This is a genomic window from Listeria fleischmannii subsp. fleischmannii LU2006-1 (assembly GCF_000344175.1).
Taxonomy (GTDB): Bacteria; Bacillota; Bacilli; order Lactobacillales; family Listeriaceae; genus Listeria; species Listeria fleischmannii.
Window position 1 is genome coordinate 1 of sequence record NZ_ALWW01000059.1, and the last position, 15,095, is coordinate 15,095.

Here is a 15,095-nt window from a genome sequence, read left to right on the forward strand (position 1 = left end):
TCAGTGGATTATTTTTTTTTCCGTGCCCCCTCGCTTTACAGCTGATAAAAAGTTGTCGGTTAATACAAATCTCTGCAAACGATTTAAATGAAGCCTCCCGTTCAGGATTAAAGTCACGTATGGCCTTAAAAAAGACCAATCATCCTTCCTGAATCAACTTCACGTTCAGCCCCCTGTCAAAAATACTTGCGTTGACTTTCSAATTCCAATATACGATGCTTTGATACTTATCGAAAAAGTACTCAAGCGCATCCGTACTTCCGCCTCTAGCAAGTGTTAGCAAATCCATTTCATTCATTTGTTCTCGTTCATTTGTCAAATCTGATTTGGCTTCCTTCGCTAAAAAGATTTTGCTTTCATTATACAAAGACCACACCTTTAGCGTTCAACTTTTATTTTTCACCCCTACGCCACTTTTCTAGCTGTTGAATCGTATCAGAATCTAAGTTTAATTTAGATTTTGGTCATTTCTTCCCTAATACGTTTCATTTTCTTATCAATTGATCGACTCATTTCTTGAATTTCAAAAAATAACTCTCTTGAGGAAATCCGTAACGCTCCTTGTCCAAAAATCGCCCATTGCTCCGTATAATCGCTCGTTGCAACCATAATTTGCGTTTTTGGCATTTTTCCACTCAATAGCTTTTCTTTCTATATATTCATCCGCCGTCTCATCCTCTTTAGTGAATACAATCTTTACTTTGTGACGCTCCATTTTCCTTTGAGTGCCCCGAACATACTGAGCATCAAAAACAATGACAATATCATAACCCGTATAACTTTGATATTCCGCCATCTTAGCAATAAGACCGTTTCTCGCCATTTCTAAATCATAATCTTTTAAATTAGAAAGCTCCGGCCAAGCTCCAATAACATTATAGCCATCTACTAATAAAATCCGTTTCATTTATTGCTCCAATGGATTTCGCTTCCGGTACACTTCATAAAGTAAAATACTCGCTGCTACAGAAGCATTTAAGGAAGTCACTTTTCCAATCATCGGTAAATGTATAAGAAAATCACACTTTTCACGCACTAAACGGCTCATTCCGCGCCCCTCGCTACCAATAACAAGTGCAAGCGGTAAATCTGCATCCATTGTCCGGTAATCACTACTACCAGACGCATCCGTTCCAAAAATCCACAGTCCTCTTTTTTGCAGCTCTTCAATTGTTTTCGCAATATTCGTCACACGCACAACCGGAACATATTCAATCGCACCCGTCGAAGCTTTCGCCACCGTTTGCGTCAAACTTACCGAGCGCCTTTTAGGAATAATAATACCATGAGCCCCAATCGAATCAGCCGTTCGCATAATAGAACCTAAATTATGTGGGTCCTCAAGCTCATCCAAAATAATAAAAAATGGTTTCTCGTCCTTTTCACTAGCCGCACGAAATAAATCATCCAGCTCAAAATACTGATACGCCGCAACTTGCGCCACCACACCTTGATTTGCGTGAGGCACCACTTTATCAACCTTTACTTTTGGGACAAAACGCACTTCCACGCCTCTCTCTTTGGCAAGGCCAATAATTTGTTTCATGACCCCTTTTTGCGACCCTTCCGCAATCATAATTTTATGAATATCTCGACCCGAACGCAGTACTTCGAGAACAGGGTTCTTGCCGCCAATCCACTCTTCATTATTATTTTCCATTTTAATTCCCCCTCTCGATAATTCGTACAGACAAATCAAGCCATTCCATAAGGCGCGCCTCATCTTCACCTAAATATAAATAACCAATAACCGCTTCAAATGCGCTCGATAAATTATAAGTTGCAGCATCCGTATTTTTGGGAAGTGAATACGATTTAGCATTGCGACCGCGCTTATAAACCGCCATTTCCTCCTCCGTTAAGAAGTCGCGTTCTAAAAGCGTGTTTAAAACTTTCGCCTGCCCTTTCGCCGAAACAAATTCCGTCGCCTTTTTTTGCAACTGATTAGGTTTCGTTTTCCCGAGTTGTAGCAAATAAAGTCGAATGTGTTGCTCGTAAACAGCATCGCCCATATACGCCAGCGCAAGGCCGTTCAGTTGTTTATAGTCTTTCACCTTCGCCATTTCTTATCCCCGTTTCCAGCGCGTGCCGTGTGCTGTATCTTCTAAAATAATATTTTTTTCCTTTAATAAATCACGAATTTCATCTGCGCGCGCGAAGTTTCGCTCATTTCGCGCCTGCAAACGCTCCAAAATAAGCGCGTCAATCTCAGCATCTTGAAGCTCCACCTGGGAAGTATCCTCAAGACGAACGCCTAAAACCTCTGCAAATAAACGCATCATGCTATAAAACTCACGTAAAACCGTCACCGAAACGTAGTCACGTGTTAAATAAATATTGGCGCGTTTAGAAAGCTCATGAAAAGCCGTAATCGCATTCGCCGTATTGAAATCATCGTCCATCTCATCTTCAAATTGCATTTTAAGTTCCGTCAGCTGCTCAAGCCATTCATCTTTATGCTCAGCATCACTAAAATCATCCTCAACAGACTGAATACGATAATCTAAATTGTGATAAGTTGTGCGAAGGCGCATCAAACCATTCTCCGCATCATTTAGCGTCACATCACTAAGCGAAATAGGTCTACGATAATGTACAGACAACATGAAAAAGCGAATGACGTTCGGATCATGCTCCTTCAAAACATCGTGTAGCGTAATAAAATTCCCAAGCGACTTCGACATTTTTTCCCCATCGATGTTTAAAAAGCCATTATGCATCCAGTAATTCGCAAAAGTTTTACCCGTTAACGCTTCTGATTGCGCGATTTCATCCTCATGATGTGGGAAAATTAGATCCTGTCCGCCCGCATGAATGTCAATTGTATCACCTAAATATTTCCGTGCAAGCGTAGAGCATTCAATATGCCAGCCAGGACGTCCCTTCCCAAATGGACTTTCCCAAAAAATCTCGCCTGGTTTCGCACTTTTCCAAAGAACAAAATCGAGTTGGTCTTCCTTCAAATCATTCGCAAGAACTCGCGCCCCCATTTGAAGTTCTGCAATCGGCTGTTGTGATAATTTTCCATAATCCGCAAATTTTTTCGTACGATAATATACGTCCCCTTGCGATTCATAGGCAAAACCTTTTTCAATCAGCGCTGAAATAAACGCAATAATTTCATCCATATTTTCGGTTACACGTGGATTTACCGTTGCTTTCGCCACATTTAACTGATCAACATCATCAAAATAAGCCCCAATAAACTTATCTGCCACTTCCGGAACCGAAATCTTAAGCTCCTCCGCCGCACGAATTAATTTATCATCCACATCCGTAAAATTCGATACAAATTGCACATCATATCCGCGGTAAGTCAGGTAACGACGCACCGTATCAAACACAATAATCGGACGAGCATTCCCAATATGAATATAATTATAAACAGTTGGGCCACAAACATACATTTTTACTTTCCCATCATTTATTGGTTTAAAAATCTCCTTCTCACGTGTTAAAGTATTATAAATTTGCAAAGACATTTTATTCATCATCTCCTCGTTCCAATTTCGCTAATTTTTCTTCTAATTGTTCAATTCTTTTATAAAAAAGTTCCAAGTTTGGCTCTGTATGCGCTACCGTGCGCCCGTTTAATCGCACTACTTTTGCAGGAATCCCAACAACCGTCGAATGCGGCGGAACATCCTTCAAAACCACAGCACCAGCCCCAACCTTTGACTCCGTTCCAATTTCAATCGGGCCTAAAATTTTAACCCCCGCAGAAATTAACACACCATTTCGTACAGTGGGATGCCGTTTCCCTGAATCCTTCCCCGTGCCACCAAGCGTCACCCCGTGAAACAAAACAACATCCGTTCCAATTTCAGCCGTCTCTCCAATAACCACCCCTGCTCCGTGATCAATAAACAGCCGTCTCCCAATCTCAGCACCCGGATGAATTTCAATATTCGTCATAAACCGAGCAAATTGAGAAAGCATTTTTGAGAAAACAATCATATTATGTTTATAGAAAAAGTGCGCCACACGATAAGTCCAAATAGCATGAACCCCGGCATTTGTAAAAAAGGCATCTATTCGTTTTCGCGTCGCCGGGTCATTTTTAATGACGGTATCCAGATCCTCTATAAATTTCCTCGCCATCTTGTTCTCCTCCACTGTTTTATTTTAAAGTTGGATGGGGTGGAACTCGCTCCACTCATACATCATTATCTTTCATGCGGGCTTAGCCCGTATGAATCCTGCTTGGATTAACAACTCGCTTCGCTCGTTCTTATATTTGGGCTCTAACGGGCGGAGCCCGTAAGAGCCCAAACAAAAAGACACCCCTATACAGAGACGTCTTGCGCGGTTCCACTCTGATTGGACTGATGAATCCAGTCCCACCTTGTATACAGGGGTAACGGCCTGTCGACGCCTAGCGATACTCTTTACATTTCCCGCCAGGACTCAGGGATGCATTTCCAAAATGGTCGAACTAAGCCACTCTCAGCAACGTGGCCCTCTCTGTGAGTCTCGCATTTCGTACTTCTTCCCATCAATGATTTCGATTACTATAGTACTTCTATTATAACAACAAAACCAAGAATCGCAACATTTATTATTTGGGTTAAAAGCAAAAAGAACGAAGAGAAGCAACTGCCACTCGTCGTCCTTTCTTATTTATTTCGTAAGCCATGCATTTAGACGGCTTAAAACTCTCTCTTTTCCAAGAACTTCGATCGCAAGCGGTAATTCAGGGCCATGCATTTCGCCAGTTGTTACAATACGAATCGGCATGAATAAGCCTTTTCCTTTAACACCAGTTTCTTTTTGCACGCGTTTTATGGCCGCCTTCACTTCATCTGAAACAAAGGGATCCAAATTCGCCACTTCATTTGCAAAAGCACGAATGACAGTTGGCACAGTTTCAGCACTAAGCACGTCTTGTTCCTCTTCATCAAAATTCATTTGACTAGCGTCCGCAAAGAACATTTCTGTTAGCCCAACAATTTCCGCACCATAACTCATTTGTTCATGATATAGCGAAACTAATTTGTGAACCCATTCCAGTTCTTCAGCCGTCAATTCCTCCGGCACAACACCAGCTTTTTGCAGATGGGGAAGAGATAATTCAACCACATCATTTAGCGGTAATTTTTTTACATACTGATTATTAACCCATGTCAGCTTTTGTGTATCAAAAAGTGCTGGCGATTTGGACAGACGGTTAGGGTCAAAAATTTTAATAAATTCTTCCTTCGAGAAAATTTCTTCCTCACCTTCTGGCGACCAACCTAACATTGCAATAAAATTAAATAAGGCTTCAGGTAGATAACCTAAATCACGATATTGTTCAATAAACTGGATAATAGAACCATCTCGTTTACTTAATTTCCGTCTACTTTCATTCACTATCAATGTCATATGTCCAAATTTTGGCGCCTCCCAGCCAAAAGCATTATAAATCATAATTTGTTTTGGCGTATTCGAAATATGATCATCACCACGAAGAACATGTGTCATCTCCATCAAATGGTCATCTACCGCAACTGCAAAATTATAAGTAGCATACCATCTTTCTTGCCAATAACAAAATCCCCAATACCATTTGTATCAAAGGAAACATCATCTTTGACCATATCATTAAATGTAATCGTCTCATTTTCAGGCACTGCAAAACGAATACTTGGCTTTAGACCTTGCGCTTCTTTTTCCGCACGCATAGCATCCGTTAAATGGCGACATTTCCCACTATAACGCGGCATTTCTCCACGAGCTTTTTGTGCTTCTCGTTCTGCTTCAAGCTCTTCTTCTGTACAATAACATTTATATGCCTTACCTTCATCTAGCAACTGCTCAAGCAGCGGGTCATAAATCGCTTTACGCTCAGATTGGCGATAAGGGCCATATTGACCAGGTTTATCTATTCCCTCGTCCCAATCAATACCTAGCCACTTAAGATTTCGAAGCTGACTTTCTTCGCCGTCCTCAACATTACGTTTTAAATCAGTATCCTCAATACGAATCACAAAATCTCCATCATTGTGTCTCGCAAATAAATAATTAAAAAGTGCTGTCCGCGCATTTCCTATATGTAAAAATCCTGTTGGACTTGGCGCATAACGAACACGAACCTTCTTATTTTCAACCAAAACAGTTCACTCCTTTTTCACTTTTCAAGTAGCACAACGGCTAAACTTGCAATACCTTCCTCACGACCAGTAAAACCTAATTTTTCCGTTGTCGTGGCTTTCACATTCACTTGAGACGGGGAAGCATCTAATAGTAGCGCAATTCGCTCCTTCATCGCTTCCACATAAGGGGCCATCTTAGGCTTTTCCGCTATAATCGTACAATCTAAATTTGATAACTGATAGCCTTCCGCTTTTACCTCCTGCCAAACTTTGAGTAAAAGCTCCGCAGAATCTGCATCTTTAAAGGCTATATCCGTATCTGGGAAAAAATGTCCAATATCTCTTCTCGCAATAGCTCCGATAATCGCATCTGTCACGGCATGCAACAATACATCCGCATCGCTATGCCCGATTAAGCCCTTCTCATAAGGAATTTCTATCCCACCAATAATCAGCTTTCTTTCTTCAACAAGCTGATGCACATCGTACCCTTGACCAATACGAATCATCTAACATTCCCTCCCAACTCACCAAAATCGCTTTTGCAAGCGGCATATCCTCAGGCGTCGTTAGTTTAATATTATAATAACTACCTTCTACAACACATATCTTGGCAGAAAGACGCTCAACAAGACTAGCTTCATCTGTTCCAAGGAAATCTTCTGCGAACGCTCTTTGGTGTGCCTCCTTCAAAAGCCCTGCCCGAAATGCTTGCGGCGTTTGAATCTGCCAAAGGTTATCCCGGTCTACAGTTTCCCGAACAAAACCTAACGATACACGTTTTACCGTATCTTTCACCTTCACCGCACAAATACTTGCATCTTGCTGTAAAACAGCGTCTAGCAAGCGATCCACAATATCTAACGTCACAAACGGCCTAGCCCCATCATGCACAAGAATAATTTCTTCTTCCTCACATTTTACAAGGCCATTTCGAACACTATATTGCCGTTCTGAGCCGCCCGTCACAACCTCAACTTTTGTTCCTGCTAAATCAAGATTTTGAAGCGATTCAAAAACCAAGCTCACTTCTTCCGCCTGACAGACAATGACGATATGTGTGCAGCGACTATCCATTAAAAACGGCTTTAATGCATGTATAAAAATCGGTTCATCAAATAATTCTAACCACATTTTATTTCGTTTAGCATTCATTCTCTTACCTTGACCCGCTGCTAAAAAAATCAGTTCATAGTTCATTTACACTAACTCCTGCCTAATTCCAAAAGTCAATTTGGTTTTGCGAAAATCATTCTTCCAGCCGACGTTTGAAGCACACTTGTTACTTCTACTTCAATCGTTTCATTCATAAATTTACGGCCATCCTCTACAACAATCATCGTGCCATCATCTAAATAAGCAACACCTTGATTATGCTCTTTCCCATCTTTTACAACAAGAACTGTCATTTTCTCACCTGGTAAGACAACTGGCTTCACTGCATTCGCTAAATCATTAATATTTAAAACCGGAACATTTTGGAATTCGCAAACTTTATTCAAATTATAATCATTCGTTACAACTGTTCCATTCATTATCTTAGCTAACTTAACAAGTTTACTATCCACTTCCGCAATATCTTCAAAATCGCCTTCATACATTTCCACTTTAATCTTCTCTTCTTTTTGAATACGATTTAAAATATCAAGACCTCGGCGACCACGCGTCCGTTTTAAAGTATCTGATGAGTCCGCAATATGTTGTAATTCAGCTAGTACAAAAAGCGGTATCACAATAACACCATTTAAAAAACCTGTCATTAAAATATCAGCAATTCGCCCATCAATTATAACACTCGTATCTAAAATTTTATAGCCTGTCTCTTCGTTTGGAGCTTCCTTGTTTAAAATACCTTCTACAGTCTTTTTACGCTGGTTTTTCCCACTAAATAAAGTACCTAGTTCATTCCTACGACTAATTCCAACACGAAATCCTAAATACCCTAATACTAATGTTAAAACAATAGGTACTACAGAATTAATAATCGGAATCCGTGTTTGGCTGAACGCATTGCCCGCAAAAAATGCAATAACTAGTCCAATAATAAGGCCTAGTCCCCCGTATACAATGGTTACACTTGAAATTTTCGTCAATTTCTCCTCAAGCCAATTAAGTGCGGCTTCTATATATTTCACCGCCCAAAAAGTAATAAGATAAAATATAATTGCACCAACAAAAGCATTGGCATAAGGATTATTGAGCCATAAATATTGAGAAACACCCGCTTTTAAATAAATTGCCGGTAAAATAAAAACACCTGCTGTTCCTCCAAGCAAAATAAAACAAACTCGAATTACCCATCTTAGCATTTTTTATCCTCCCTTCGTTTAAAAATACGCCTGATATTAAGCGTTTCACCTTTCATTTTACACTATTAAATAGACAACCCGCAAATTTTCCCCTTAAAAGAAATGATTAAGATTTAGGTAATGCCTTTTTTAAAGCTTCCGCAATAGTTTCCACTGCAATAATAGAAACACTCGCTGGCACTTTAATTTCCAAACGATTATTCGCAGGAATAAAAATACGTTTAAATCCTAGTTTAGCCGCTTCTTTAACCCGCTCTTCAATACGAGCGACTCGGCGCACTTCACCAGTTAAACCAAGTTCTCCAATAAAGCAATCCGTACTATTTGTTGAACGGTCATGATAACTGGATGCAATACTAATCGCAATCGCTAAGTCCACTGCCGGCTCATCTAATTTAACTCCTCCGGCGGCTTTTAAATAAGCATCTTGATTTTGTAAAAGTAAACCAACTCGTTTTTCTAAAACCGCCATTATAAGCGAAACTTTGTTATAATCAAGCCCCGTCGCCATCCGCTTTGCATTACCAAACATAGTAGGAGAAACCAAAGCTTGAATCTCTACAAGTACCGGTCTTGTCCCCTCCATTGATGCCACAACAGTTGAACCAGAAGCATTTTCTAATCGCTCTTCTAAAAAGACTTCTGATGGATTTTTCACCTCAACAAGCCCAACATCTCGCATTTCAAAAATACCTATTTCATTAGTCGAACCAAAACGGTTTTTAACGGCTCGCAAAATACGATAAGCATGGTGTCTTTCCCCTTCAAAATAAAGAACCGTATCTACCATATGTTCAAGAAGTCTAGGACCAGCAATATTCCCTTCTTTCGTAACATGGCCAACAATGAAAACCGTAATATTTTGCAACTTCGCAATACGCATAAGCGCTGCCGTAGATTCTCTCACCTGTGATACACTACCAGCCGCACTCGTAACATCTGGATGGTACACCGTTTGAATAGAGTCAATGATTACAAAATCCGGATTAATAAAATTGATGGTTTCTTGAATGGCTTCTAAATTCGTTTCAGCATATAAATATAAATTGTCGCCTGAAACTTGCAAGCGCTCCGCACGTAATTTCGTTTGTTTCACAGATTCCTCACCTGAAATATAAAGCACTTTTTTCTGAGCTAAAGTTAGTGCCGCTGATACTTGAAGTAAGAGCGTTGATTTACCAATTCCAGGGTCGCCCCCAACTAATACCATTGATCCCACAACCACACCGCCACCAAGCACACGATTTAGTTCCGGCATATTAGTTTGAACCCTTTTTTCAAGTTCACTCACAACATCTGTAATTCGTGTCGCTTTCGAAGCCTCTCCTGTATGTGTGAAAGTTTGTCTCGTCGCTTTTTTAGAAGGCTCCAGCGCCTCCACCATCTGGTTCCACTCACCACAATTCGGGCATTTCCCCATCCATTTAGGAGACTCATAACCACATGAATTACAAACAAATTTTGTTGACCTTTTTGCTTTTGCCATAAATCCTCACCCTCCACGTAATCCATTGTATCATAGAACAAACGAACGTATATTCTTTTTTATGAAAAAAGCTTTTTTAAATTTGCGCACCCCTAAAAAAAAGGTTTTTCTCGCGGATTCCCGCAAGAAAAACCTCAACGCCTTATTTTACACTTTCTTTTTTTGTTTTGCTCTTCTTCGTTTTAACTTCCTTCTTACGAACCTCAAGTTCGCCGTCTTTCACGCCAATTTCAATCATATCTCCAACCTGAACATTTCCACGTAAAAGCTCTTCTGAAAGGCGATCCTCAATATTTTTCTGAATCGCACGTTTTAATGGCCGCGCCCCGTACTCCGGATCATAACCTTCCTTAGCAATTTTAGATTTCGCACCATCCGTTAATTTCACATGAATATCACGCTCCGCTAAACGTTTTGTTAACTGACCAGTTAACAGCGTGACAATTTGTTTCAATTCTTTTTCAGTTAGCGAATGGAAAACAATGGTTTCATCAATACGATTAATAAATTCTGGACGAAATGCCTTTTTAAGTTCCTGAAGCACACGATGCTCCATCGCTTTGTGGTCTTTCGTTACATCTGTTACATTGAAGCCCATCGATTTATCTATTTTCATTTCCTGTGCACCAATATTTGAAGTCATAATAATCACCGTATTACGGAAATCAACCACGCGTCCTTTAGAATCCGTTAAACGTCCATCGTCAAGGACTTGAAGTAACATATTGAAGACATCCGGATGCGCTTTTTCAATTTCATCTAAAAGAACAACAGAATATGGTTTTTGACGAACTTTTTCAGTTAACTGTCCGCCTTCCTCATACCCTACATAACCCGGCGGTGCTCCAACTAATCTTGCTGTTGAAAATTTCTCCATGTATTCAGACATATCAACACGAATCATCGCATCCTCATCACCAAACATAGATTCAGCAAGCGCACGCGCTAATTCTGTTTTCCCAACACCAGTCGGCCCAAGGAAAATAAAGGAACCAATCGGTCGTTTTGGATCTTTTAATCCTGCACGAGCACGTCTCACAGCTAGCGATACAGCTTTCACCGCTTCATCTTGACCAATAACACGTTCATGTAGCAATTTCTCCATGTTTAATAGTTTATCGGTTTCGGTTTCAGCTAGTTTCATCACCGGAATACCAGTCCAACTCGCCACAACTTCAGCCACAATATCTTCCGTTACTTGACTGTTATCACGACCTTGTTTTTCTTTCCAGCTAAGTTTTTCTTCCTCTAAAGACTTACGAAGTTTATGTTCACGGTCACGGAACGACGCTGCTTTTTCAAATTCTTGACCTTGGACAGCGGCATCCTTCTCTTTCTTCAGCTCCGACAGTTCAAGCTCCATCTCTTTTAAATCAGTCGGAGTAGTGTACGCTTTTAGACGCACTTTTGAGCCCGCTTCGTCAATCACATCAATCGCCTTATCTGGCAAGAAACGATCCGAGATATAACGGTCTGACAAGCGAACAGCCGCATCAAGCGCATCATCTGTAATAGCAACGCGGTGGTGAGCCTCATAGCGGTCACGCAATCCGTGTAAAATTTGGATTGATTCCTCTACACTCGGTTCATCCACTTTTATCGGTTGGAAACGTCTTTCAAGTGCCGCATCCTTTTCAATGTATTTACGATATTCATCAAGTGTAGTCGCGCCAATACATTGCAACTCTCCTCTGGCAAGTGGCGGCTTCAAAATATTAGAAGCATCAATAGCGCCTTCTGCTCCACCAGCTCCAATCAACGTATGAAGCTCATCAATAAACAGAATCACATTTCCAGCCTGACGAATTTCATCCATCACTTTCTTCAAACGGTCTTCAAATTCGCCGCGATATTTCGTACCCGCAACAACCGTTCCCATATCTAGCGTCATCACACGTTTTCCCCGAAGAGTCTCCGGAACTTCATTACGCACAATTTGCTGCGCCAAACCTTCTGCAATCGCCGTTTTACCAACCCCAGGCTCTCCTATTAAAACGGGGTTGTTTTTTGTCCGCCTAGACAACACTTCAATTACACGTTGAATTTCCTTTGCGCGTCCAATAACCGGGTCCAAATTTTCCTCACGAGCAATGACAGTTAAATCACGCGCTAAACTATCAAGTGTCGGCGTAGCTTGCGTATTAGTTTGACGACCTGAAGCCGCACTATCCCCGCCGCCTAAAAGCTGTAAAACTTGTTGACGTGCTTTATTTAAACTTACGCCTAAGTTACTAAGTACTCGTGCTGCAACACCTTCACCTTCGCGAATTAACCCAAGTAAAATGTGTTCTGTTCCTACATAAGTATGTCCAAGTTTACGCGCTTCATCCATCGATAGCTCAATAACCTTTTTAGCACGCGGTGTATATTGAATGGTTGTTACCGTTTTTTCACCTTGACCAATCAAGCCTTCTACTTCTTGCTGAACTTTTTCAGCACTAATTCCTAATTCATATAACGCTTTCGCAGCAATTCCTTCACCTTCACGAACTAGTCCAAGCAAAATATGCTCAGTGCCTAAATTACTATGATTTAGGCGCATAGCTTCTTCTTGTGATAAAGCAAGTACTTTTTGCGCTCTTTGTGTAAACCTGCCAAACATCATATTGTTTTCCTCCTTAAGGCACTTCACGTTAAACGTCTTGCAAAATATCACGTATAACCGAAGCACGGATAACTTTTTCTTCTAGCTCTAACATATCTTGCCCTGCAGCTCTTCGTAAGAACGCTGGTTTTGAAAATAGTATCAATTCATTTATCTTTTGGCGAGTAATATGCTCAAAAACGCCTAGCTCCATACCCAAATGCAAATCAGAAATCGCGTTTAAACTTTCAAGCATAGTAAGAATACGCGCATGTTTTAATAAACCAAAAGATCTAAAAACACGATCTTCCAAAGTAATATGAAATTTTTGCTTCAAATGAGTCCGGCATACACGTTCCTGCATAATAACCTGCTCCATCATCTGCGTCAAATCCATCACAATTTCTTCTTCCGTCTTACCAAGTGTCACCTGATTCGAAATTTGAAAAATGTGCCCAAGAGAATTACTACCTTCCCCGTATATACCCCTTACCACAAAACCCACACTTCTAATCGCTTCCGCCATCTTATTAAATCTTTTCGTAAGCACAAGCCCCGGCAAATGCACCATAACCGAAGCACGGAGCCCCGTTCCAACATTCGTCACACAACTGGTTAAAAACCCAAGTTCCGGATTAAACGCAAAAGGCACCTCATTTTCAATTTCGGATTCAATGTACATAGCCCTCTCAAGTGCATCAAAAAGCCTAAGCCCAGGTTCCATACACTGAATTCGCAAATGGTCTTCTTCGTTTATCATCACACTTGAATTTTCCGCCTCATTTATTAAAACAGCGCCAAATTTACTTTTATTCATTAAATATGGACTAATCAAATGCTTTTCGACAAGAAGCGCCCGCTCCAGAAGAGACAAATCCGACATCTTCATAAGCATATAATCCGCATCCAAAATCCCCTTAACACGTTCAGGTAGCAATTCATCTTCCCCTGCTATAGGAAATTTTACAGCTTCCAAATTACGAGCAATCCGAACACGCGAACTCATCACCACATCCGAATCATCACCATCCAAGTCAAGCCAAGAAGAAAGAATTGGTAAAAGTATCTTATTCGCTTTCCCCATCCAAATTCCCCTTCCTAGACTTTAAATCCCGAATTTGATCCCTAAGCCTCGCAGCCTCTTCAAAACGTTCCATTTCAACCATCTTTTGAAGCTGTTCAGTTAGTTCCTCCAGAATAAGCGCCGCATCCGCTTCCTCTTGAAAAGCCTTCGGAACCTTACCAATATGCCTCGTATGCCCATTTTGAACCTTTCGTAAAGTAGGCGCCAGTTGCTCTATAAAACTCGTATAACATTCCGCACACATAAGCCGCTTAGTCTCCTGAAATGTACTATACTCCAAACCACAATTCGTACAGCGCAAATTGCTTTTTGAAGTAGCTTCTTCTAATAAGGATAAAAACTCTAACGCCAAACCATTAATAGCATCCATCTGTTCCATTTCATCTTCAATCGCACAATTCTCGCACAAGTAAAATACACTCATTGTCCCATCCGCGTGCAACTCCTGAATACGCTTAACCGCCTCATTTTTACCACATTTTTCACATAGCATTCAACATCCGCCCCAATCAATCGTATTTTAACGCCATTAGCATCGCTTCCAAAATACGACTACGTAAAATATCCCGATCTGGTAGTGGAATAATTAAGACCTCACGACTAAGAGCAGCTACCATCATACGCGCTTCTTTTTTCGTCACAACATCCTCTTCTAAAAGCCGTAAAATGACATCCTCAGCAAAGGCTTGCGACACCTTCTTATCTCGCAGCATACCAATAATCGCATCCAAAAGTTGCACCTTATCATTCATCCGAACCTTTATAATCCGAATATAGCCACCCCCGCCACGTTTACTTTCCACAATATATCCACGTTCCATCGTAAAACGGGTATTTATAACATAATTAATCTGCGAAGGAACACATTCAAACTTACTTGCAATTTCACTCCGCTTAATTTCCACAGCTTCATTCGATTCCAAAACTTGTTTTAAATAGGCTTCAATAATATCAGAAATATTTCTCATCCGAATACTCCTTCCCAGCCATCCAAATTGACTTTGACTATAATTGACTTTAATTATACATGAAAAACACCCCTCCTAGCAAGCTCTATGCCCAAAATAAGTTATAAACAAAAAGCACTTGGAATAAAAATTCCAAGTGCTTTTTAATTGCCCGGCAGCGACCTACTCTCACAGGGGGAAGCCCCCAACTACCATCGGCGCAGAGAAGCTTAACTACCGTGTTCGGGATGGGAACGGGTGTGACCTTCTCGCCATAGCTACCAGACAAAAGAATGAAAGAACGATGTTCTCTCAAAACTAGAGAAGAAAAGCGTTTAGTTATCCACGTAACGAATCAAGATTAAAAGGTTAAGTCCTCGATCGATTAGTATTTGTCCGCTCCATATGTCGCCATACTTCCACTCCAAACCTATCTACCTGATCATCTTTCAGGGATCTTACTTTCTTACGAAATGGGAAATCTCATCTTGAGGGGGCTTCACGCTTAGATGCTTTCAGCGTTTATCCTCGCCGCCACATAGCTACCCAGCGACTGCTCCTGGCGGAACAACTGGTACACCAGCGGTGCGTCCATCCCGGTCCTCTCGTAC

General features: G+C 40.9%; 12 protein-coding genes, 2 rRNA genes, 3 pseudogenes and 1 other annotated feature. All 17 genes and pseudogenes read right to left on the reverse strand.

Annotation, left to right across the window (positions count from 1 at the left end; translation table 11 throughout):
* Nucleotides 1-9: 9 nt before the first annotated feature.
* A pseudogene (locus tag LFLEISCH_RS16550) lies at nucleotides 10-298 on the reverse strand (RNA polymerase factor sigma-70); the annotation flags it as partial.
* Nucleotides 299-392: 94 nt separating this feature from the next.
* A pseudogene (locus LFLEISCH_RS13235) lies at nucleotides 393-907 on the reverse strand (NYN domain-containing protein).
* Nucleotides 908-1,660, reverse strand: coding sequence for a 23S rRNA (guanosine(2251)-2'-O)-methyltransferase RlmB (rlmB, locus tag LFLEISCH_RS13240; RefSeq protein ID WP_007477477.1), 753 nt, complete (start codon nucleotides 1,658-1,660; stop codon nucleotides 908-910).
* Nucleotide 1,661: 1 nt separating this feature from the next.
* Nucleotides 1,662-2,063, reverse strand: coding sequence for a Mini-ribonuclease 3 (locus LFLEISCH_RS13245; protein WP_007477479.1), 402 nt, complete (start codon nucleotides 2,061-2,063; stop codon nucleotides 1,662-1,664).
* A 3-nt stretch (nucleotides 2,064-2,066) separates the two neighbouring features.
* Nucleotides 2,067-3,482 (reverse strand): cysteine--tRNA ligase, encoded by a 1,416-nt coding sequence (cysS, locus tag LFLEISCH_RS13250; RefSeq protein ID WP_007477481.1) that lies wholly within the window; start codon nucleotides 3,480-3,482, stop codon nucleotides 2,067-2,069.
* Nucleotide 3,483: 1 nt separating this feature from the next.
* The gene (epsC, locus tag LFLEISCH_RS13255) at nucleotides 3,484-4,101 is read right to left on the reverse strand and encodes a serine O-acetyltransferase EpsC (RefSeq protein WP_007477482.1); all 618 of its coding nucleotides are present in this window, start codon (nucleotides 4,099-4,101) and stop codon (nucleotides 3,484-3,486) included.
* Nucleotides 4,102-4,289: 188 nt separating this feature from the next.
* Nucleotides 4,290-4,508: a binding site (T-box leader), on the reverse strand.
* 112 nt (nucleotides 4,509-4,620) lie between these two features.
* Nucleotides 4,621-6,092: pseudogene (gltX, locus tag LFLEISCH_RS13260) on the reverse strand (glutamate--tRNA ligase).
* A 17-nt stretch (nucleotides 6,093-6,109) separates the two neighbouring features.
* Nucleotides 6,110-6,583, reverse strand: coding sequence for a 2-C-methyl-D-erythritol 2,4-cyclodiphosphate synthase (gene ispF, locus LFLEISCH_RS13265; RefSeq protein ID WP_007477490.1), 474 nt, complete (start codon nucleotides 6,581-6,583; stop codon nucleotides 6,110-6,112).
* Complete coding sequence (gene ispD / locus LFLEISCH_RS13270) at nucleotides 6,540-7,274, reverse strand: 2-C-methyl-D-erythritol 4-phosphate cytidylyltransferase (protein WP_007477492.1); 735 nt, start codon at nucleotides 7,272-7,274, stop codon at nucleotides 6,540-6,542. Before ispD ends, ispF begins: the two co-directional genes overlap by 44 nt.
* Nucleotides 7,275-7,303: 29 nt before the next feature.
* Nucleotides 7,304-8,383 carry a PIN/TRAM domain-containing protein gene (locus tag LFLEISCH_RS13275; protein ID WP_007477494.1) on the reverse strand — a complete coding sequence of 360 codons (1,080 nt, stop codon included), beginning with the start codon at nucleotides 8,381-8,383 and terminating at the stop codon, nucleotides 7,304-7,306.
* A gap of 106 nt (nucleotides 8,384-8,489) precedes the next feature.
* Nucleotides 8,490-9,869, reverse strand: coding sequence for a DNA repair protein RadA (radA, locus tag LFLEISCH_RS13280; protein WP_007477497.1), 1,380 nt, complete (start codon nucleotides 9,867-9,869; stop codon nucleotides 8,490-8,492).
* Nucleotides 9,870-10,011: 142 nt separating this feature from the next.
* Entirely contained in the window at nucleotides 10,012-12,474 is a 2,463-nt protein-coding gene (locus tag LFLEISCH_RS13285) for an ATP-dependent Clp protease ATP-binding subunit (RefSeq protein ID WP_007477499.1), read from the reverse strand.
* A 28-nt stretch (nucleotides 12,475-12,502) separates the two neighbouring features.
* Nucleotides 12,503-13,537 (reverse strand): ATP--guanido phosphotransferase, encoded by a 1,035-nt coding sequence (locus LFLEISCH_RS13290; RefSeq protein WP_007477501.1) that lies wholly within the window; start codon nucleotides 13,535-13,537, stop codon nucleotides 12,503-12,505.
* Nucleotides 13,521-14,030, reverse strand: coding sequence for a UvrB/UvrC motif-containing protein (locus LFLEISCH_RS13295; protein WP_007477503.1), 510 nt, complete (start codon nucleotides 14,028-14,030; stop codon nucleotides 13,521-13,523). The genes LFLEISCH_RS13290 and LFLEISCH_RS13295 overlap by 17 nt, the downstream gene beginning before the upstream one ends.
* A 16-nt stretch (nucleotides 14,031-14,046) precedes the next feature.
* Complete coding sequence (locus tag LFLEISCH_RS13300) at nucleotides 14,047-14,505, reverse strand: CtsR family transcriptional regulator (protein ID WP_007477504.1); 459 nt, start codon at nucleotides 14,503-14,505, stop codon at nucleotides 14,047-14,049.
* A gap of 149 nt (nucleotides 14,506-14,654) precedes the next feature.
* Nucleotides 14,655-14,770, reverse strand: a 5S ribosomal RNA gene (rrf, locus tag LFLEISCH_RS13305).
* A gap of 79 nt (nucleotides 14,771-14,849) precedes the next feature.
* Nucleotides 14,850-15,095: ribosomal RNA gene (locus LFLEISCH_RS13310) — 23S ribosomal RNA — on the reverse strand; the annotation flags it as partial.